Genomic DNA, 19,313 nt, shown 5'->3' with positions numbered 1-19,313 from the left:
CTTTTCCTTCCTATCGCCCGGGAACGGGTCGGGACAGTTCGTTTCCGGTCACACCCGGCGGCGGGCCGGAACCGTTGTCGGGCACGTTGGGCCGCGGTGCGTTGGCCGAACCGCGCACCTGAAGCGCCGGATTGCTGGTGACGCAGTAGTTGTAGAGCCGCACCCTGGTGTCGGTGGTTGCCAGCGTCGGTACGACGGGGATCGTCTCGTAGTCGCAGGTCGGCCGCGGCCAGGGGTCGACGAGGGTGTGGAACGCGCCGTCGTGCGCCGGGATGCCGATCGCCTCGGTGCCGGTGCGCAGCGCGGGGAACAGCGCCGCGATGGCGGGCTGGCGCAGCTTCGCCGACTTGGTGATGGCCACGAAGTTCGTCACCAGATTGGTCACGGGGTCCTCGGTCTCGGCCACGAAGCCGCCCAGCGTCGCCAGCTGGCCGGGCGCCAGGTCGAGGAAGCGCCGGACCTCCTGATCGGCGGCGGTCAGCTGTTCGAACAGCGCGCCCGCACCGGTGGTGAGGGTCGTCAGGTCGGGTTGGGCGTGCGAGGTCGTCTCCGCGATGATCTCGAGGTTCTCGATCAACTGCCTGGTCTGCGGCAGCAGGCCGTCGAGACCCGCCATGGCCCTGCTGATCCCGGAGATCATGTTGCGCAGCCGATCCGGACCGCCCGCCAACGCCTTGTCCAGTTCGTCGACGATCACGGTGAGCCGCTGCGGATTCAGCCCGCCGATCATGCCGCTCACGTTCGCCAGCACGGACTGCACCGAGACCGGCGCCTTCGTCCGCGACACCGGCACCACATCGCCGTCAGCGAGGAAGGGACCGGTGTCGGAGTCCGGCCGGAAATCCAGGTACTGCTCCCCCGCGGCGGACAGGCGACCGACCGCGACGGTGCCGCCGACCGGAATGCGCGCCGAGGACTGGATTTCGGCGACGGCCTCGATGCCGACGTCGGCCACCCGGACCTCGCGCACCAGCCCGATCCTGGTGCCGCGGAACGTGACGTCGTTGTTCGCCAGCAACCCGCCGGAGGTCTGCAACTGCACGGTGACCAGGTACGTGTTCGGCACCGGGTTGAAGCGCAGCACCTGCGAACTCAAGTAGACCGAGCCCGCGACGAGAACCAATACGAGGCCGAGGTTGGCGACGGCGATGCGCTTGCGTACCAGGTAATTCCAGAGCGGGATGTTCATCGTCCGCCCTCCGTGCGCGGCGGGCTGGTGAGCCTGCCGATGACTTTCTCGATGACCTGTGCGAGGCTGCCGATGAAGGCGGGCACGTCACCGAGCTCCGGCGGACGGCTACCGCTGGGATCGGTCAGCGCGCCCAGGCTGAGATACGAAACCGTGGCCGCCACCGACAGATTCGGCCCGTCGAACGACGCCATGACCGACGGATACATCTGATCGAAGCGTTCCAGCGCCTGTCCCAATTCCTCGCCCATCTGGGTGAATCCGGACATCAGCCGTTGAATGCTGTCGAAGAGGCCGACGAACTCCGGCCCGGTCGTCTCGGTGAAATCGCCGAGCGCGGACATGGTCACCGACACCTTGCCGATCAATGCCGAGATATCCCTGTTGTTCTCGGCGAACAGCGCGAGCAGCGCAGGGAAGGTGTCGGCCGCCTCGCCGAGTTCCGCTTTGCGCGCCGCCAATTCGCCGGTCAACAGGTTGACGCCGGAGAGCACGCTGTCGATATCGGCGGTGCGCCGGTTCAAGGCATCGATGGCACTGCTCAATTCGATGAGCAGGTGCGACAGCTGCGGCGCTCGCCCCGCGAACATGGAGTTCATCTCGGCGGTGATCTTGGCGGCCTGATTGAGCCCGCCGCCGTTGAGCAGCATGGAGATCGACACCATCAGCTGCTCCACCGACGCACCAGCGGAGGTGTGCTCGGTGCCGATGGTGTCGCCCGGGCGCAGCATCTCCGTGTTGTCCTGCGCGACGGGCAGGGTCATGGCGACGAAGATGTCGCCGAGCGGGGTGGCCTGCCGCAGTTCCGCGGTGGTGCCGCGCGGCAGCCTGATGTCCTCGCGGATCTCCATTTCCACGTCGGCGACGAAGTTGGTGGTGCTGATCGCGGTCACCACGCCGATGTCGGTGCCGCCGATCTTGACGTGCGCGCGATCCGGCAGATTGAGCGCGTCGCGGAAGGCGGCGTGAATCTTGTAGCCGGGTGCGCCGATGCCCGGCTTGGGCAGCGGCACGTTGTCCACGGTCACCGCGCAGCCGGTCGCGGCGCCGATGCTCGCGGCGACGAGCCCGGCCGCGATGGTGCGGCGCAACGCCGCCCTAGTCCTCATTTCGCAATCCCCAGCAGTGCGGCGGTGAGACCGAAGTCCGGTCCCATGTCTTGGATCTTTCCGGTGCGACAGCCGTCCAGCCGCAGCTGAATTCGCTCGCAGAACAGTGCGAGCGCTTCACCGTCCAGCACGGCTTTGTCGAGCAGGCCGTGCAGTCGGACGGCCTGATGCTCGCGGCTCATCGCGTTGGTGATGTTCTCGAAGAACAGCGGTGTGACGTCGACGATCTCGGTGAGCTGGCGCGAGTTCGCGCGCATCTGTTCGGTGATCGCGACGAAACGGGTGAGCGCGCCCGCCAACTGGTCTCGGTTCTGTCCGACCACTGTCGAGGTGTTGTTCACGAAATCGTTGAGCTGGGTCAGCACCGCGTGCAGGCCGGGCGACTGTTCACCCATCAAACGCACCAATTCGGTGAGCCTGCCGCTGAAGTCGCGCACCGTTTGGTCGTTGGAAGCGATCACCTGGGTGATCTCGTTGAGTTTGACGATGGTGTTGGCGATCTGGTCCTTGTTGGCGAGGGTCACCTCGAAGGCGGCGGAGAGCGCGTCGAGCGTCTCGCGCAACCGGTCGCCGTTGCCGTCGAGCAGCGGGAACAGCACCCGGCTCGCCATCGGCCCGTTCTCGTTGTCGCCCTTCAGCGCCGCGCCGAGCTGGTCGAAATTCTCCAGGATCCGGTCCAGTTCGACCGGAGTCCTGGTGCGCGCCAACGGGATGTGCGCTCCGTCGGCGAGGGTCGGGCCGCCGGTGTAGGCCGGTGCCAGCTCGACGTGCCGGTTGGTGATCAGCTGCGGGGAGACCAGCGCGGCGATGGCGTCGGCGGGCACCTCGACGTCCTTGTCGATGGACATGGTGACCTCGACATAGCTGCCGCGCGCGGTGACGGTGTCGACCCGGCCCACCGGAACACCGAGAACGGCCACCTCGTTGCCCGCGTACAGACCCGCCACGTTCTCGAAATCCGCGCTGATCCGCAATTGTTCGCCGAGATATCGGTCGGGTAGCGAACTCACACTCTCGGGCAGCAGCGAACAGCCGCTGCTCACCGCCGCGACCACGCAGAGGGCGGCCAGTTTCAGTACTCCACGAATAGTCATCAGTTGCACCCCGGTACCGCTTGCGCGAAACACAGCCAGTTGTCCGGGAAAACCCATGGCGCCCAGACCTCGCCGTACGGCCCGTTGCCGAGCGCGTTGTTGAACTGGCGCATGGCCACCGGCATGATCTCGTACAGCCGGTCCAGGTTCTCCCGGTTCTTCTCCAGCCCCTCGGTCATCGTGTTCAGGTTCTGGATGAGCGGCCCGAGCTGGTCGTTGTTCTCGATGCCCATCTCCTGGAGGAGCGCCGACAGCGCCGCGACGTTGTCGAGCAGCTGGCGCAGCAGGTCCTGGCGCAGCGCGACCGCGTTGCCGATCGCCTCACCGCGGGTGAGCAGCAGCAGCACGCTGTTCTGGTTGTCCGCGACCAGCTGCGAGACCTCGTCCATGCTCTTCAGCAGCAGGTCGACCTCGTCGCGGCGGTCGTTGATCACCTTGGCCAGCGCGCCGATGCTGTCCAGCGCCGCGACGGTCAGCTGCGGCGAGTCGCCCATTTGCTGGTCGAACACGTCCAACGCCTGACGCAGCTTGTCCGGATCGATCCGCTCGATCCGCTCGAAGGACGACTTGTACTGCGGGTCCTGGATGACCTTGCCGAGGTTGTACGGAACCGAGGTGTTCGCCAGCCGGATGATGTTGTCCGGCAATCCCTTTCCGTCGCCCGGTGTGAGCTCGATGTGCAGCCTGCCGAGGATGGTCGACATCTTGATCGCGGCCCGCGCGTTCGAGCCGAGTCGCAGATCGCGGCGCACGCGCAGATCGACGACCACCTTGTCGCCGTCCAGCCGCACCGCGCGGACCTGACCGACCTCGATGCCAGACACGTCGACCGTCGCGCCCGCCCGCAGTCCCGCCGCCTGGGCGAACTCGGCCTTGATCGTCTTGTCCGACAGCCGCGCCTCGGACACCACGCTGGATCCGACCAGCAGCAGCGCGACGAAGCCAGCGGCGAGCACGCCGAGCCAGAGGTAGCGGTTCGTCGAGTACCTCGGCAATCGAATCCGCGCCATCATCGACACACCTCCGATTGGGATTCGCCGCCGACCTGCGAGACCAGGCCCGGTGGGAGCAGCACGCCCCACAGCGAGACGTCCAGGCGGCAGATGTAGGCGTTGCCGTACGCGCCGTAGCTGGTGAAGCGGGCCAGCGCGTTGAGCAGGGTCGGGAACTGCACCGCGGCCTTGTCCAGCGCGGCGCCGTTCAGCAGCAGCATGGCGATGCCGGTGGTCGCGTCGTTCTGCGCCCCTGCCAGGTCGGGCTGGACCTGCGCGATGAGCGAGACCAGCGAGTCGGTGGACTTCGCCACCAGATCGACCGACTGCTTCAGCGACTCGCCTTCGGCGTAGAGCGCCTCGACGAGCGCCCTGGACTGGGCGATGAGCGTCTCCAATTCCGCTGAGCGGTTGGCCAATCCGGCGATCACGCTGCTCAGGTTGGTGATCACCTCGCCGAGGATGCGGTCGCGCTGGCCGAAGGTGCCCGCCAGATCGGCGGCCTGGGTGATCAGCGCGCTCAGCGAGACGCCATCGCCCTGTAGCGCCTGAATCAGCGTCTCCGACAGCGAGTTCACCTGATCGGGTTGCAGCACACTGAACAGCGGCTCGAAACCGGAGAGCAGCGCCGAGACGTCGAAGGACGGTTCGGTGTTCGCCAGCGTGATGTGGCCGCCGGGCGGCAGCGGATCGCCCTCATCCTCGCCGGGGACGAGCGCGATGTAGCGCTGACCGATCAGATTCTGGTATCGCACAAGCGCTTTGGTCGACGTGGTCAGCCGCTGGCGGTCCTGGATGCGGAAATCGATGACCGCCTTGTAGTCGTCGTCGAAGTCGATCCGGTCGACGCGGCCGACCCGCACGCCCGCCATCCGGACGTCGTCACCGACACGCACGCCCATTACGTCGGAGAAGGTCGCGGAGTAGGTGTGCGTGTCACCGGGCACCGAGCGTTGCAAGGTAGACCAGATGGTGTAGGTCAGCGTGATGGCCAACACGGCGAAGAAGCCGAAGCCCGCGAGGGCTTTTCTGGATTTCATCTAGTTGCCCCCTTCGGTGCGTGAGGTGTCGTACACGGTCACCGACCCGCCGGCCAGCAGCGGCGTCAGCAGCAGGAGCTGCGCGGCGGTGGGTTGGCCGCCGACGATCGCCGCGACTCCGGCGTGCCCTCGGCCGCCCGCGATCGGCCGCGCCGCCGGTGTGCCCGTGGCGGGCACGGTGATTCCGGGAATCGCGGGGAGACCGGGAATGGCCAGGCCGGGAATGGCGGGGAGGCCAGGAAGCGCAGGCGCCCCTTCGACTCCCGGGAGAGTGAGCGTTGGCTGCGGACCCGCCGCGTCGAGCCAGCGCGGCTGCAACTGTGCCGGATACTCCTGCTCCGGTGCGACTTCAGGCACCGTCGGGCCGCCGCACCGCGGGCCGGTGAGGTAGCCGTAGGTCGGGCAGTCCGCGGCAGTGTACTGCTGGAACGGCGTGAAGCTGACGTCCATCTTCCACACCATCTGGCGGCTCGGGCCGAAGTGGAACACGGTGGCCAGCTTCGCCAGCGACGCGTTGAGGTTGCGCGCGGTGTCCGGGATGGCCTGCGGGTCCTGGGCCAAGCTGCCGAACAGCTCGTCCAAGCCGGGAACCAGATCCTTTGCCGCATCCGGGTTTCGGGCGAACAAGGAATTGACCGAGTCGATGGTGCTGCTCGCGTTGGCCAGCAACGCTACGAGGTTGTCGCGGCGCTCGGTGAGCGTTCGGGCCGCCGTCACCGATTCGGCGAGCACGCCGACCAAGTCGGGCGCCGACTTGCTGAGCTCCGTTGTGGCACGGCCGAGATCGCCGAGCAGCTCGCCGACACCGGGTATCGCGCGCACTTCCGTGACCCAGCGATCGAGCCGCTCGATCGTCGAACCCGGCACGCGCGCGGCGGGATCGAGTGCGGCTGCGAGGGTCGCGAGCACCCGGCCGAGCTTCTCGGGCTGGATGTTGTCGAGCACGTCGCGCAGCACGGTGAGCGTGGTCTGCAATTGCATCGTCGCGGTGCTGGTGTCCTCCGGGATCACGGCTCCAGCAGCGAGTTTCGCTCCCGCCGAGCCGTTGTCGACCAGTTCGATCGCGGTGACGCCGAACAAGTTGTTGGGTACCACCCTGGCGGTGACTCCGGCCGGAATCGTCGGCGCGACGGCGGGTTTCAGGTGGATCTCGGCGCGCTGCTGTTCGCCCTTGGCGACCACCTCGACGGCCGCGACCGTGCCGACCACCATGCCGCGGAACTTCACGTCGGCGCGCGCGGGCAGGCCGTCGCCGGTGCTGGTCAGTTCGGCGGTGACGCGGACCTTGTCCTCGAAGAAGCCGTTGTAGCGCAGCATGAGCAGGCCGAGCAGTATCGCGGTGGCGGTCAGCATGGCCAGGCCGGCCAGGGAGAGCTGGCGGGCGCTCGGCCCGCGGCCACTGGGATCGAGAAGCATGCGCGGCCCCTATCCCGAGATCCGGAAGCCGGGGTCGATGCCCCAGATGGCCAGTGTCATGAACAGATTCGCGAAGACCATCACGACGATCACCATCTTGATGGCCTGACCGGCCGCGACGCCGACGCCCTCCGGCCCGCCCGAGGCGACGTAGCCGTAGTAGCACTGGATGAACGACGCGAGCAGCACGAAGACGACGACTTTGAGCAGCGAGAAGAAGACATCGGTCCCGATGAGGAATTGGAAGAAGTAGTGGTCGTAGGTGCCCGCCGAGGTGCCGCCGAGGAAGAGCACCGAGAGCTTGGTCGCCAGGTACGCCATGGCAAGGCCGACGGTGTAGAGCGGGACGATGGTCAGCGTGGACGCGATCATCCTGGTGCTCACCAGATACGGAAGCGGCCGGATGGCAATGGATTCCAGCGCGTCGATCTCCTCGGAGATCCGCATCGCGCCGAGCTGCGCGGTGAACCGGCAGCCTGCCTGGATGGCGAAGGCCAGCGTCGCCAGGATCGGAGCGAGCTCGCGCGTGGTGGCGAATCCCGAGATCGCGCCGGTCAGCGGGCCCATCGTGAGCAGGTTGAGCGCGGTGAACGACTCCATGCCGACGGTGATGCCGCCGAACGCGCACAGGATGATCACCACGCCCACCGTGCCACCGCCGACGACGAGCGAGCCGTTGCCCCACCCGACGTCGGCGGTCAGCCGCAGCACTTCCTTGCGATAGTGCTTGAGCACGAACGGAATCGCCGCGAGCGCCTGGAAGAATGTGATGGCTTGGTGGCCGAGTCGCTGGTTGGCCCGGTACGGGACGGCGACCGCGGTACCGACGGCCCGGAACGGTTTCAGGGCGGGCGGGGTGTACTTCGTGCCCACCTCAGATCACCTTCGTCGGGAACAGCGTGTTGTACAGCTGGGTGAGGATGATGTTGGTGGCGAAGAGCATCAGCGCCGAGGTGACGACCGCGGAGTTCACCGCGTTCGCGACGCCGCCGGGACCGCCCTTGGCGTGCAGACCGATGTCGCAGGCGATGATCGCGGTGAGCGCGCCGAAGATGGCCGCTTTCACCAGCGCGACGATGAGATCGTTGGCCACCGCGAAGGACGCGAACGAGCCGATGAACGAACCGGGCGTGCCGGATTGGGCGTACACGTTGAACATGTAGGCCGTCGCGAAGCCGACGAACACGATGAACCCGCACAGCAGCATGCTGACCAGCACCGCCGCCACCAGGCGCGGCGCGACCAGCCTGCGCACCGGATCGACGCCCATCACCATCATGGCGTCGATCTCCTCGCGGATGGTGCGTGAGCCGAGGTCCGCGCAGATTGCCGAGCCGACGGCGCCCGCGATCATCAGCGAGGTGACCAGCGGCGCACCCTGCCGGATGATGCCGAGGCCGGCGACCGCGCCGATGAACGTCGTCGCGCCGACCTGATTGACCAGCGCCCCGACCTGAATCGAGACGACGACGGCGATCGGTATCGCGACGAACACCGTCGGCGCGGCGGACACGCTCGACATGAAGGCGCACTGCCGGATGAACTCGTGGTACGGGAAGCGCCGGGCGACGATCGCGCGGAACAGTTCGATCACCGCGTCACGCCCGAGCATCACCTGCCTGCCCAGTGTTTCCAGCGACCGCTGCGGATGACGCCGCCACAGACCCTTCAGATCCTCGACGGTCTGCTCCAGGTCGGTGCGCTCCGGAGAGTCCCCGGGTTCGATCCGACCCGGAGGTCGTTCGATGGTTGTCACGCTGCCCGAGTCCTTTCTCGGCCTGATTTCGCTCACTTCGCCGACCGGTAACGGTGACCCCCTCGAGGGCGCGGAGCGTGTGAAGTGTTGCACAGTGATGGCGGGCGACACAAGTCACATGTGAATAGAAATTCTCAACATTTCCGAGGGGATACTTCCCCACGGGACGAGCTGGCTTCGATTACCGAGTGGCAGTTTCACCTGCGAAGAAGTCCAGGTGATCGCCGTACTTCCGTGCCCATATCAGACACTCGACGCTGGAGAAGTGACCAGACAATCACATCCGTTCCGGACACCATCCACGTAACGTCCGGTCAGCGCACCCCTGGATGGCAGGTGCCCATATGTGTAGACGGCGCACGGGCAACCCGGTCTTATCCGTTGGCAGGTACTCACGCAGAGAACCGCGCCCCGAGCAGGTACACCCGCTCACGCCGGTTCGCTGAGGAAGTGCTGCAACTCCACCAATCCGTAGCCGACGGCGGCGACGCCCGCGGCGAGGGCGCTCAGCACAGTGAGCCAAAGCCCGTAGCGCAGAATCGGATTCACCTTCATCCGCCCACCGAGGATCTTGACGCCGATCACCAAGATGTCGATGAGCCACACCAAGATCATCATCAGGTCATGCACACATTCGAGAAGGTGAGCACCGGCCAGCACACGATCGATCCGAGGAACGAGATCACCACGTCGATGCCGTGCATCTCGCGCAGATGACTCGTGTGGGTCAGCGTCCAGACGACTCCGACCAGCCCGTACGGGATTCCGAGGATGATGAGCGTCCCGAGGAACTCGGAAACCTTCATCTCGTAGCTGAATATTCGATCCAGCCTCTTGAGCATGTACGTCGCATCCTTTCCTGCACCGGCCGCACTCGATCGAGGTCACCCGCGCACACCGAAGAAGATCGCGACGTCGCGGCGTACCCGACCGCTGAGATCCGGTCCGGCATGGTCCCGTATGTTACGCACGATTCACTGCGGAGCGGAAGGCCTTCGCGGATATTTTTGATCAGAACACGACCACACTTCTAGCCGCTCACACCGCCAAGAAACTGGGCAAACTCCGAACACGACGCGGCCTTGTCATGCAGAATGATCGGTAACATAATCGACGGATGGGTGGTCACACCCGAGGAAGACGACGGAAGGACTCCGATGACCGCGGTCGCCCACCCCTCGTACCAGAACGAACCGGCGCCACTGACCAAGGAGCAGACGCGCATCCCCATCAGCTCCGCGCACCGCCCGTTCACCAAGCGGCCGATCAAACTGTCCGACGCGCTGGACTTCTGGTCGTTCGCGGGCGCGGCGGCCAACGTGGCGATGCAAATGGCAAGGCCCGGTGTTGGTTACGGCGTCGCGGAGAGCAAGGTGGAATCCGGTGCGCTGATGAAGCATCCGTGGAAGCGCGCCCGTACCACCACCCAGTACCTGGCGGTGGCGATCCTCGGCACCGACGAAGAGCGCGTGGCCTACCGCAAGGCGGTCGACTCGGTGCATCGCCACGTGCGGTCCGAGCCGGGCGCACCGGTGAAGTACAACGCCTTCGACCGCAACCTCCAATTGTGGGTCGCCGCATGCCTTTACATCGGCTTCGAGGACACCTACCAGCTGCTGCAAGGCAAGATGAGCGACGAGCAGGCCGAAGCCTTCTACGCCTCGTCCTCGACGCTGGGCACCACGCTTCAGGTCACCGAGGACATGTGGCCCAAGACGCGCGCCGAGTTCGACGTCTACTGGAACCAGGCCTGCCGCCAGGCCGTCCTCGACGACTACGTGCGCGCCTACGTCGACGACCTGCTGAACCTGCGCATGATCCACTGGTACCTGCGCCTGCCGTTCCGAAACCTGTTGAAGTTCTTGACCATCGGATTCCTCGCGCCGTACTTTCGCGAGCAGATGCGGTTGGAGTGGACCGCCGCCGATCAGCGCCGCTTCGAGCACCTGTTCGTGTTCGTCGGCTTCGTCAACCGGTTCATCCCTCGGTTTCTGCGGCACGGCGGCAGCCACGCGCTGATGGTCGATCTGCGTCGCCGGATGCGCAAGGAAAAGAACCTCGTCTGAGGGCTTGGCATGCACACCGTCGACATCGCGCGGACCATTCGAGCGCCGATCACCGACGTCTTCGACTGGCTCACCGACGCGACGAATTACCGTCGGGTGCCGGTGGTTCGGCGCGTCACGCTGATTCGTCCCGGTGATGTGCACTGCCACGGTCGCGGTGCGGTGCGGGTGGTGGTCACGCCGCTGCTGCGTCTGACGGAGGAGATCGTCGAGTATCGGCCGCCGACCTTGCTGCGATATCGGATCACCAGGTCGACGCCGCCGCTGCGGCACGACGAAGGGTTCATGGCGTTCCGGTCCGTACCCGAAGGGACTCGGGTGCGGTGGTTTTCGCGTTTCGAGGTGGTTTCGCCGGTACTGCCCGGTGTGTGCACGCTCGCCATGGTGGCCGTGGTTTCCTCGGGATTCCAGCTGGCGCTGGACTGTGCGCAGGGTGAACTGCTCGGGCTGCGATGAGTGCTGTGGGCGGTTCAGCGGCGCTGGGTCTCATCTGCTGAAGTCGTGGAGTCTCGTGGGCGCCGAGGCTCACGGGCAGAGCGCGTGTTCGAGCATGCCGATGAGGTCGGGCTCGGTCTCGGGCGCCTTCGTGAGGGCTACGGTGATCGCGCGCCCGTCGACGGTCGCGCCGGATACCGTGTAGTAGCCGTGGATTCCGCCGCTGTGGCCGAAGTACTCCGCGCCGCAGGGTAATCGGACGGAACCGAGACCGAGGCCGTAGACCATTCCCGACTCCGGGTCCATCGGCACGCCGTCGCGCATCTGCTCCAGTTCCGCCGCGGCCAGCACCCGGCCCGCCAGCAGCGCGCCGTAGAAGCGGTTCAGGTCAGTGCCCGAGGAAACCAGCGCGCCCGACGCCCACGGGATCGACGGCTCGATGCGGGAGACGTCGGTGACGACGCCGTCCAGGGTGGCGTAACCCGCGGGGTGCGGGCCGCGGATGTCGCGTTCGCCAGGACCGGGCAGGTAGGTGTCGGCGAGGCCCAGCGGTTTCAGGATGCGCCGCTCCAACTCCTCGGCGTACGGGGCCCCGGTCACGCGCTCGATCAGGAGCCCCGCGACGAAGTAATTCGCATTGCTGTATTCGTACCGCTCGCCCGGCGCGAACGCCGCCCGCCCGCTGTTGACCATCGCGATGCCGTCGGCGGGCGTCATCGTGCGGTTCTCGAGTCCCGCGCGGTATTCGTCGACGCGCGGGTCTTCCGCGAAGTCCGGCAGGCCGCTCTGGTGGCGCAGGATCTGCCGGACCGTGATCGCGCGCCCATCGATGCCGTCACCGCGCAGCAGACCGGGCAGGTAGGTGTCGATCGGTTCATCGAGGCGCACCTTCCCCTCCGCGACCAGTTGCAACACCAGCGCGCTGGTGAACGTCTTCGTGATGCTGCCGACGCGAGTCCGCTGCGCGGGTTGCGTCGGGATCGGCGCTCCGGTGCTCAGGTCGGCCACCCCCGCCGTGCGGACCACGGTCTCGCCGTTCTCGGTCACCGTCGCGATCGCCCCGACAACCCCCGCCCCGACCACCCGGTCGATGTCCTCCTGCACAGCACTGAGCCGAGCATCCGATACCCCAACCGACTCCGTCGCGCTGTCCGCCGCACACCCGGCGGTCAGCAAGGCCACCGCGGAAACAGCCACAACGATCGGTACGAAACGCATACCTCGACGGTAGGCACCTCCAGCGCCCCGCACATCCGGGACCACCCCGATCTTCCCCTCAGCCCGCAGGACCACCTCCGCGCCGAATTGGCCGCGGCTCCGGTATCGGTGGCTCCGCTGTAACCGTCGGGGCGGCGACCCACCCCGGCTCCACCGCTCCGACTCTTGGCCGTCACAACGAGACCACCGGCCTCCCGAGACCAGTTGCTGGCAGCGGGCACGACGAGGCTGGCCACATTCATGACGGCGCGGTGGGCGGCTGGCCGTCCACGGCCAAGTGGACGAGGTCGGACCAGTGGGTGGCGAGGTAGCCGACGCGTGACCACGACGCGTGGAGCTCGGCGGCGGTGTGATCCGCGGCTAGCACGAGTTCGGCGGCGACGTACGCACCCGCCATGTCATCGACGACCTGCCCGTACCCGGCTGTAGGCGACTGCGGATGGCGAGGTCGGACATGGACGATGACCCAGTTGTCGATCAGTACCCGCACATCGGCGCGGCGCTTGTCGATACGAACAACCTTGGTCGGAAACATGTTTCGGGCGCGATGCAGATGCGCCAGAGCGTGCGCCCATCGCAAGACCAAATGATCACCCGGTCGACGCCCGGTCACACCTCGAAACGCCGCGGACAGTTCTCGCCACAGCGGAAGCGTCGGGCGGTCACCATACCCAGACGTGCGAACAATGCTCTTCGACAACGCTATTCACCAAGTACCGTCGACACACGCTCCAACGCGGCGAGGTATTGCCCGCAGCACGGCCCATGCCCCGCGTGCCTCGACAGCACCAGAGCGGCCCGCTCGAAATCCAGATCGACCGGAACGCTCGCGCAGTCCCGATACTCGTCTTCCCACTGCTCGATACGGTCCATCAACGACAACATCCGTGCCTCTCCCCTGGCGATGGTTAGGGAGCACCACGGCGCCGGACCGACCGCACGGGCCCGAGCCCTACACGACCTCCCGCACGGCCGGTTCACGTATCCGAGACGAGATGAGCAATCGCCTGCGGCCCGACGCCGTGGTGCTGTTCAAGCCTCGCTGACCAGCTTTTTCGATCCCAGGCACAGAACACGCACGCAAGTAATACAGTTCTGCTACCGCGGATCGTCGGCACGGGGACGGGGGACCATGATCGTTACCAATTGGACAGGCGCACACGTGAAGGCGCTGCGTCGTGCTGCCCTGCGACTCACGCAGGAGGAGTTCGCGGAACGGATCGGCTACCAGCCTCCGACTGTGCGGAAGTGGGAGCGCGCTACGGAGTCTCGGCCGGTAAGCGGCAGATCCGCCGCGGACTTGGATTCCGAACTCGCGCGCCTGTCGGACGAGCAAGCCGAACGTTTTTGGGTCGCCCTCGCCGAGAAGCCGGATTCCGGGCATCCTGGTGATGGGGCTGTGTCAGTTCGGCACGCTAGCGCGCCTGGAATCTACTCGTGGGAAGTCGATGATGACATGAGGCGTCGTGAGTTCGGGAAGTTGGCCGCAGTGGCGGGGACTGCCATGATGCTGGACCCGTGGGACGTCAGCGGGGACCGGCTCGGCATGACCGACGTACGCCGTCTGCTCGATGCTGTAGACGTGCTGGAGCGGGAAGACCAGCGAGCAGGTGGTGCACAGTTAGTAAGCATCGCCTTCGAGCAGTTGGCGCACGCCAAGAATCGGCTGGAAACCGGTGCGTTCGATACCTCAACGGGTAACGCGTTCACCAGCGCCGTCGGTGAAATGGCGGTGCTGACCGGTTGGTTGGCCTTTGATGCCGAGATACATCCGCTGGCGCGTCGCTGCTACTCGGATGCGATGGCATTGGCGAGCGAATCCGACAACGCCGATCTGATGGCACACACCTGCTTGTACGCCGCGAACCAATCCATCGCGCTCAGCAGGAACGGCAAGGCCAGCCCGCACCACGCGCTGAAACTCGTCGACCGAGCGCGCGATCTCACGCGGGGTCGTCCGCCGGGACGGATCCACGCCCTCGTCGCGATTCGACAAGCCCAAGCCCTTGCACTTCTCGGCGACCGCACGGGCTTTCAACGCGCGATCACGACAGCGTGGCGGGAACTGGATCAGGCTGCCGAGCACGAACCGATCGCGGAATGCCCGGGGTGGCTACGGTTCGTGAACGACGGTGAGGTTCGCGCTCACGAGGCACGTGGCTTCGGACGCGTCGGCGAAGTCGCCAAAGCCGTGGACCTGCTCGAGGCCGCCGTCGGCGAGCACAACGGGACGCGAAACGGAGTGAACGATCGGGCGTGGCTGGCGTCCGCCCGAGCGGCGGCAGGTGACCTGAATGGAGCCCTCACGGAAGCACTGCCGGTGCTGGATCACTTGGCCGGCACTGTGTCGTCGCCCCGCACCCTCAAAGTGCTCGAACCCGTCCGGCACGCCACCGCCGCGCTGTCGGATGGATCAGAGTTCCGCGAACGTTTCGACGCCCTGACCCGGAAAGCGACTACGGTATGAACCTTTCCTGCACCGTCGAATTCGGATATCTCGACGCCGAACAAGCCCGCACGATCCGTCCCACCGTCGAGGACATCTACCGGCGTTCCTATGTCGAGGCAATCGCATCGGGCGACCCGTTCCATTCGCCCGAGCAGTTCATGCACCGTTTCGACAGCTATACCGACCCCGCGCGCGGCAGTGGTTTCGCGATGGTGTTCGTGGTGATCGGCGGCGAGCCCGCCGGTCAGACGTGGGGATGGACGCTCGGCCCGAACGCGGCGTGGTGGAAACGGTTTCAGCCCGACACCGGCATCGCCGACCGCGATGACTTCATCACCGAGGACGGAACCCGTACGTTCGCGTTGTCGGAAATCATGGTGTGCGCGGAATACACCGGCTGCGGCTTGGCACGAGACCTGCACGACGAACTGTTGGGCAGCCGCCCCGAGCGACGAGCGACGCTACTCGTCGAGCCGACCAACGAGCGCGCTTACGCGGCCTACCGGAAATGGGGCTGGACACGCGCCGGGGTCCTGACCCCGAGCTGGCCGAACGCCCCGACCTTCGACGTCCTGATCAAGGACCTCGACACCGAACGCTGAGATCGACGAGAGTCGTATGGGGGCTGAGAAGATGGAGTGTCGACGGCGACTAGGTGGTCAGCGCTCCACGGCAATGGATTTCGCGGCAATCGCGCAGTGCTCAGCCACCGAGTGGGATCTCCGCCTGATCGTTCCACCGGTACGCACGCCCCTCACGTCGTAGTTCGACGAGGCTCACTCGGTCAACGCGCGCCGTTACCGGTGGCAGGCCACGCAGGGCGGCAACACTCGAGATGAGCGGGGCTGCGCACTGCTGTCGATTGACGTAGCCGATGCCGAGGTGCGGGCGGAACTCGGTGGTCTGCGGCGGCATGTTCGCCGGTCTGGTTGTCGCGACCGCGTCGCGTAACCGACCATGCAGGTTCAGCAGCGGGTCCCACGGTGCGACGGAGAACCGGATCGCGCTACGAGAACCGGTCAACGGGCCGATCTCGAGATCGAAGGCCGCTTGGTCCGACAGGGTCTCGCGGGCAGCAGCGACGACCTCCGACAACTGATCGTCGGACACCTCGCTGGTCTTGCCGAACCCGAGCACCGTGAGGTGCAGGCCGTCCGTCGGAACAGGATCGATCCCATCATCGACCAGCGCAGCCTGACACCGGGAGACGAGATCGACCAATTCGGCGTCGTCGAAGGTCAGATACCAGTAGTAGCCGGATTGCCCTGGCGACCACGCCTTCAGCGTCCAGTGGTCGTGCAGTTCCGACAGCTGCCGAAAGGCCGCCCAATCGTTGTCGCGAATAGCGTCCGCCCGCGACGTCGACGCAGGAAGCGGCAGCGGGAACGGTCGTTTCAACGTGGCGCTCATGTGCTGCCGGGCTCCCTCGGGTCTGCGGGGCATCGCACGGCGAGTGTACGGGCGGCGGCACCGGCGGTCGTCCCGAACAGCGTGCGACGCCGCTCGTCGGACCGGACAACTACGTGCGATCGAGGCGAGTCAGATGGTGGCGTTGGAAGATCAACTAGCGACCATTTGACTACCGTCGAATCCATTTCTCTATCGACGGGAGAGAAATGGTGGTTGCGGGGGTGACAGGCAGACGCTCTGGCGTCGATCGTGCGCTCTGGATGCTCGACTACGGACGTGGGTGACAGCGTGTCAGGCTGGCAATTGCGGTGTACCGCCGAGCGGTTCCAGGCTGCTCTGCGACTACGGAGCCGGTTGCGGCTGTGCCAACGAGGTTCAAGGACGCAATGAGCGTGGCGCACTACCGGACTGGGCTGCCGATCGACACTTTTACGGTGACCATCGACCATTTCGACTGATCCTCGCCCAGTACGACACCGATACCGAAATCAATTCGCACTGCGGAGATTTGAACGGCATTTGATTCATTCGCGCAACGGACTCCGGGCGCGCGACTTTCTCCGAGCCGCGCGGTCTAGCGTCTTACCCGCACGCGAACTGTCGGCTTCGGTTGCCGCGCAGACCTTTCGAGAGCTATGTCGAATAACCGTCGGCGCGGGTGTCGGGGACAATGCGACCTGCCGCGACCAGAGTGCGGAAGGCGGCTCCTTTGCGAGGGCAAGCATCTGCTCGGCAACCGCGGTGCAGCTGCATTGCGCGGTGTGCTTCGGAGACAGTGAAAGGTGTTGTGGGAGCGTGGTGTCCGGTGGCGGATCGGGGGTCGCCGACGCAGGTTCCGATGATGCCGATGAGGGAGACGACCAGACCGCACGCGGTCAGGATGGACAGCGTCGAGTACATCGGATCACTTGTCTGCGGCGCGCCGGAAGCAGTAGGCGGAGGCGGCTAGGTACTGGCGGCAGCCACTGCCGTGGCCTGCGTGCACGGAGAGGATGAACCTCGCCTTGTCGTAGTCCAGGACCTGCGGTTCCGTTGCGCAGTCACGACTTTGGACAAGCCACAGTTCGCGCAAGTCCGAATGCGGTACGTTCATCGTCCACCTCCGCGGAGTTCAGTGCACCCGGCGCCGGGGGCGCCGGCGGAATCGCGCTCGAGGCGGCTGGATCATGACCGCGTCGGGACCGTGCGCCGGATTCCGGAGAGCGGGCGCCCCCATAGGGTCTGGGCACAACCCCGGCGCCGGGTGCGAATACAGACTGCGCGTTGCGATTGGGTACATAACAGTCCGGAATGCGATAAATGCGAGTAATTTTCGAGTGAATCGGCCTGATGCGAGGAAGCGGGTCCTATGGTTGAGGTCGACTGGACGGGCGAGGACGTGCTTGCCCTTCGCACGGCGATGAAGCGAAGTCGTTACGAGTTCGCACGTTTGGTGGGCGTTACCCCGCGCACCGTGGTCTTGTGGGAGAACGGCCGGACAACCCGGATGCACGCCGCAAGCAGGCGACTCCTCGATCGAGTGCTGTCCGAGGCCGATTCAGTCGTCGTCACGCGATTCGAGCGTGCGATCAAGGCGGGTCGCGAAGCGGCAGGCCACACCGACGATGCGAGCGCGGCGCTCGATCGGACAATCAAGCTCGGTAGGGACAAAGCGCCGGCCGGACCGGAGGTTCGGTCGACGCCGATCGGGCTCGACGAGGAAGTCGAGGATGACGACGTGAGAAGGCGGGAAATGCTGGCCTGCATCGGCGCAGGTCTGGCGGGACACGCTGCCGAACTCTTGGCAAGCGAACCGGAGCGGATGCTCGCGACCCTGGACGCCGGGTCGATGAGCGAGCGCAGGCTCGGTTTCCTGGAAGAATCCACCGCGGCGCTGGGCAAGCATGTCGTCCAGGTGCCGCCGCACGAGCTGCTGCAAGGCACGCTCGACCAATTCCGCACGGTGCGCGCCTGTCTCGGTGAGCGCCAGGCCACCCACCATCAAATCAGGCTGGTCCGCACGGCCGGGCGGCTGGCCAACGTGGTCGGTGAGATCTTGTTCAACGAGGGGCATTTCGGCCAGGCGCGGCTGTGGTACGCCACCGCCATCCACGCCGCACAGGACATCGGCGACCGCTACTCGGAGGACATCGCGCTCGCCGGTCTTGCCTACCTGCCCACCTACAGCGACAAACCGAGGGAAGTGCTGCGCCTGCTCGATCCACGTCTCGCGCAAGACCCGGCGACCGGCGCGGCCGCCGCCTGGTTGTGGGGCATGGCGGCGCGCGCGCACGCCGATCTCGGTGACGAACACCAATTCGCCCACTGCATAGACAAATCCGCACGGGCGCTGGACAGCGTGGGGTCCGAGGAGCTGCCGATCGGCATCTTCTCGTTCCGGCCGGAGAAGCTCGCCTTCTACCGCGCAATCGGATACGCCAGGCTCGGCAAGCCCGACGAGACGGCGACCGCCGCAGCCGAAGCCATCTCGCGGTACGACCCGCAGGAGACGATGGAGCCCGCGCTGGTGCGTTTCGAACACGCGACCGCACTGTTGGCTTCCGGCGAAGTGGACGAGGCCTGCGCGGTCGCCACCGCCGCCATCACCGACGCGCACACCTACGTCGGGCTGACGGTCACCAAGCGCGCCAAGCGATTCGACTCGGCCCTGCTGAACGGCAGCGGTCGCGCGGTGAGCGAGTGGCGGCAGCGAGCACGGGAGGTCATCGACACCCAGCGGATGGACGTGTAGCGGGTTCGGCCACGCCAGCGGATCGCCGGAGCTCTCGCGCCCTACGCACGATGAAACGCGTTCGGGCCGAGGGCGCGCCGGTCGGCGGGGCCTGCCTGTGCCCTCGCTCCTGCCGTGCGCGTACTGACGCGCTGCGCACTTGGGGATGGCGAACCGGCGCGCCGCACCTTCAGTCGGATTTGGGTGTCATGGCGGCGATCAGGGAGTTCGGGCGCATGTCGGTCCAGTGGGCTTCGACGTACTCCAGGCAGGTGCTGCGCGGGGCGGCGCCGTAGGCGATGGTCCAGCCGGTGGGGATGGCGGCGAAGATGGGCCAGAGGGAGTGTTCGCCTTCGGCGTTGGTGAGGACGTAGAACTGGGCGTCATCATCGTCGAACGGGTTTGTCATAGTTCACCTTTCGTGCGGGT

Annotated in this window: 21 protein-coding genes; 5 read left to right on the top strand and 16 right to left on the bottom strand. The window is 66.2% G+C overall.

Annotation, left to right across the window (positions count from 1 at the left end; genetic code table 11):
• Window positions 1-10: 10 nt before the first annotated feature.
• The 10 genes from NAM01S_RS12400 to NAM01S_RS12355 all read right to left on the bottom strand — a co-directional run bounded on the left by NAM01S_RS12400 (window position 11) and on the right by NAM01S_RS12355 (window position 9,438).
• A complete protein-coding gene (locus NAM01S_RS12400) occupies window positions 11-1,189 on the bottom strand; it encodes an MCE family protein (protein WP_067784100.1) in 1,179 nt (392 codons plus the stop codon).
• On the bottom strand, window positions 1,186-2,298 hold the full coding sequence (locus NAM01S_RS12395; RefSeq protein WP_067784098.1) for an MCE family protein: 1,113 nt from the start codon (window positions 2,296-2,298) through the stop codon (window positions 1,186-1,188). Before NAM01S_RS12395 ends, NAM01S_RS12400 begins: the two co-directional genes overlap by 4 nt.
• On the bottom strand, window positions 2,295-3,392 hold the full coding sequence (locus NAM01S_RS12390; RefSeq protein WP_067784096.1) for an MCE family protein: 1,098 nt from the start codon (window positions 3,390-3,392) through the stop codon (window positions 2,295-2,297). Before NAM01S_RS12390 ends, NAM01S_RS12395 begins: the two co-directional genes overlap by 4 nt.
• On the bottom strand, window positions 3,392-4,402 hold the full coding sequence (locus tag NAM01S_RS12385) for an MCE family protein (RefSeq protein WP_067784095.1): 1,011 nt from the start codon (window positions 4,400-4,402) through the stop codon (window positions 3,392-3,394). Before NAM01S_RS12385 ends, NAM01S_RS12390 begins: the two co-directional genes overlap by 1 nt.
• The gene (locus tag NAM01S_RS12380; protein ID WP_067784093.1) at window positions 4,402-5,424 is read right to left on the bottom strand and encodes an MlaD family protein; all 1,023 of its coding nucleotides are present in this window, start codon (window positions 5,422-5,424) and stop codon (window positions 4,402-4,404) included. The genes NAM01S_RS12385 and NAM01S_RS12380 overlap by 1 nt, the downstream gene beginning before the upstream one ends.
• A complete protein-coding gene (locus NAM01S_RS12375) occupies window positions 5,425-6,840 on the bottom strand; it encodes an MlaD family protein (RefSeq protein ID WP_067784091.1) in 1,416 nt (471 codons plus the stop codon).
• A gap of 9 nt (window positions 6,841-6,849) precedes the next feature.
• Window positions 6,850-7,713 carry an ABC transporter permease gene (locus NAM01S_RS12370; RefSeq protein WP_067784089.1) on the bottom strand — a complete coding sequence of 288 codons (864 nt, stop codon included), beginning with the start codon at window positions 7,711-7,713 and terminating at the stop codon, window positions 6,850-6,852.
• Between the two features lies 1 nt (window position 7,714).
• Window positions 7,715-8,596: an MlaE family ABC transporter permease gene (locus NAM01S_RS12365; RefSeq protein WP_372507950.1), complete on the bottom strand. Its 882-nt coding sequence runs from the start codon at window positions 8,594-8,596 to the stop codon at window positions 7,715-7,717.
• Window positions 8,597-9,025: 429 nt separating this feature from the next.
• Entirely contained in the window at window positions 9,026-9,214 is a 189-nt protein-coding gene (locus tag NAM01S_RS12360; RefSeq protein WP_067784213.1) for a hypothetical protein, read from the bottom strand.
• On the bottom strand, window positions 9,214-9,438 hold the full coding sequence (locus tag NAM01S_RS12355; protein ID WP_067784087.1) for a hypothetical protein: 225 nt from the start codon (window positions 9,436-9,438) through the stop codon (window positions 9,214-9,216). The genes NAM01S_RS12360 and NAM01S_RS12355 overlap by 1 nt, the downstream gene beginning before the upstream one ends.
• 315 nt (window positions 9,439-9,753) lie before the next feature.
• On the opposite strand from NAM01S_RS12355, the gene NAM01S_RS12350 reads away from it, so the two are divergent.
• Window positions 9,754-10,662 (top strand): oxygenase MpaB family protein, encoded by a 909-nt coding sequence (locus tag NAM01S_RS12350; RefSeq protein ID WP_067784211.1) that lies wholly within the window; start codon window positions 9,754-9,756, stop codon window positions 10,660-10,662.
• Between the two features lie 9 nt (window positions 10,663-10,671).
• The gene (locus NAM01S_RS12345; RefSeq protein WP_067784085.1) at window positions 10,672-11,118 is read left to right on the top strand and encodes an SRPBCC family protein; all 447 of its coding nucleotides are present in this window, start codon (window positions 10,672-10,674) and stop codon (window positions 11,116-11,118) included.
• 69 nt (window positions 11,119-11,187) lie between these two features.
• Here NAM01S_RS12345 and NAM01S_RS12340 read toward each other — a convergent pair whose 3' ends face one another.
• The 3 genes from NAM01S_RS12340 to NAM01S_RS35720 all read right to left on the bottom strand — a co-directional run bounded on the left by NAM01S_RS12340 (window position 11,188) and on the right by NAM01S_RS35720 (window position 13,188).
• Entirely contained in the window at window positions 11,188-12,315 is a 1,128-nt protein-coding gene (locus NAM01S_RS12340) for a serine hydrolase domain-containing protein (protein WP_067784083.1), read from the bottom strand.
• A gap of 238 nt (window positions 12,316-12,553) precedes the next feature.
• Window positions 12,554-12,850, bottom strand: a complete 297-nt coding sequence (locus NAM01S_RS12335) for a hypothetical protein (RefSeq protein WP_157107719.1) — start codon at window positions 12,848-12,850, stop codon at window positions 12,554-12,556.
• Window positions 12,851-13,017: 167 nt separating this feature from the next.
• Entirely contained in the window at window positions 13,018-13,188 is a 171-nt protein-coding gene (locus NAM01S_RS35720; RefSeq protein WP_169810846.1) for a hypothetical protein, read from the bottom strand.
• A 31-nt stretch (window positions 13,189-13,219) separates the two neighbouring features.
• Here NAM01S_RS35720 and NAM01S_RS34985 point away from each other — a divergent pair, with 31 nt between their 5' ends.
• Both NAM01S_RS34985 and NAM01S_RS12320 read left to right on the top strand, forming a co-directional pair.
• Window positions 13,220-14,782, top strand: a complete 1,563-nt coding sequence (locus tag NAM01S_RS34985; protein WP_157107718.1) for a helix-turn-helix domain-containing protein — start codon at window positions 13,220-13,222, stop codon at window positions 14,780-14,782.
• On the top strand, window positions 14,779-15,366 hold the full coding sequence (locus NAM01S_RS12320) for a GNAT family N-acetyltransferase (RefSeq protein ID WP_067784072.1): 588 nt from the start codon (window positions 14,779-14,781) through the stop codon (window positions 15,364-15,366). The genes NAM01S_RS34985 and NAM01S_RS12320 overlap by 4 nt, the downstream gene beginning before the upstream one ends.
• A gap of 100 nt (window positions 15,367-15,466) precedes the next feature.
• On the opposite strand, the gene NAM01S_RS12315 is transcribed toward NAM01S_RS12320, so the two are convergent.
• Together NAM01S_RS12315 and NAM01S_RS12310 are read right to left on the bottom strand one after the other, a co-directional pair.
• Window positions 15,467-16,174: a 2'-5' RNA ligase family protein gene (locus NAM01S_RS12315; protein WP_067784070.1), complete on the bottom strand. Its 708-nt coding sequence runs from the start codon at window positions 16,172-16,174 to the stop codon at window positions 15,467-15,469.
• A 904-nt stretch (window positions 16,175-17,078) separates the two neighbouring features.
• A complete protein-coding gene (locus tag NAM01S_RS12310) occupies window positions 17,079-17,267 on the bottom strand; it encodes a hypothetical protein (RefSeq protein WP_067784068.1) in 189 nt (62 codons plus the stop codon).
• A 255-nt stretch (window positions 17,268-17,522) separates the two neighbouring features.
• Between NAM01S_RS12310 and NAM01S_RS12305 the strand changes: the two genes are divergently transcribed.
• A complete protein-coding gene (locus tag NAM01S_RS12305) occupies window positions 17,523-18,905 on the top strand; it encodes a helix-turn-helix domain-containing protein (RefSeq protein ID WP_067784066.1) in 1,383 nt (460 codons plus the stop codon).
• Window positions 18,906-19,074: 169 nt separating this feature from the next.
• Here the strand turns inward: NAM01S_RS12305 and NAM01S_RS12300 are convergent, their stop codons facing one another.
• The gene (locus NAM01S_RS12300) at window positions 19,075-19,293 is read right to left on the bottom strand and encodes an MbtH family protein (protein ID WP_067784061.1); all 219 of its coding nucleotides are present in this window, start codon (window positions 19,291-19,293) and stop codon (window positions 19,075-19,077) included.
• Between the last annotated feature and the right edge of the window lie 20 nt (window positions 19,294-19,313).

This window comes from Nocardia amikacinitolerans NBRC 108937 (assembly GCF_001612615.1).
GTDB classification, from domain to species: Bacteria; Actinomycetota; Actinomycetes; order Mycobacteriales; family Mycobacteriaceae; genus Nocardia; species Nocardia amikacinitolerans.
This window is presented reverse-complemented; position numbering and strand designations above follow the sequence as displayed.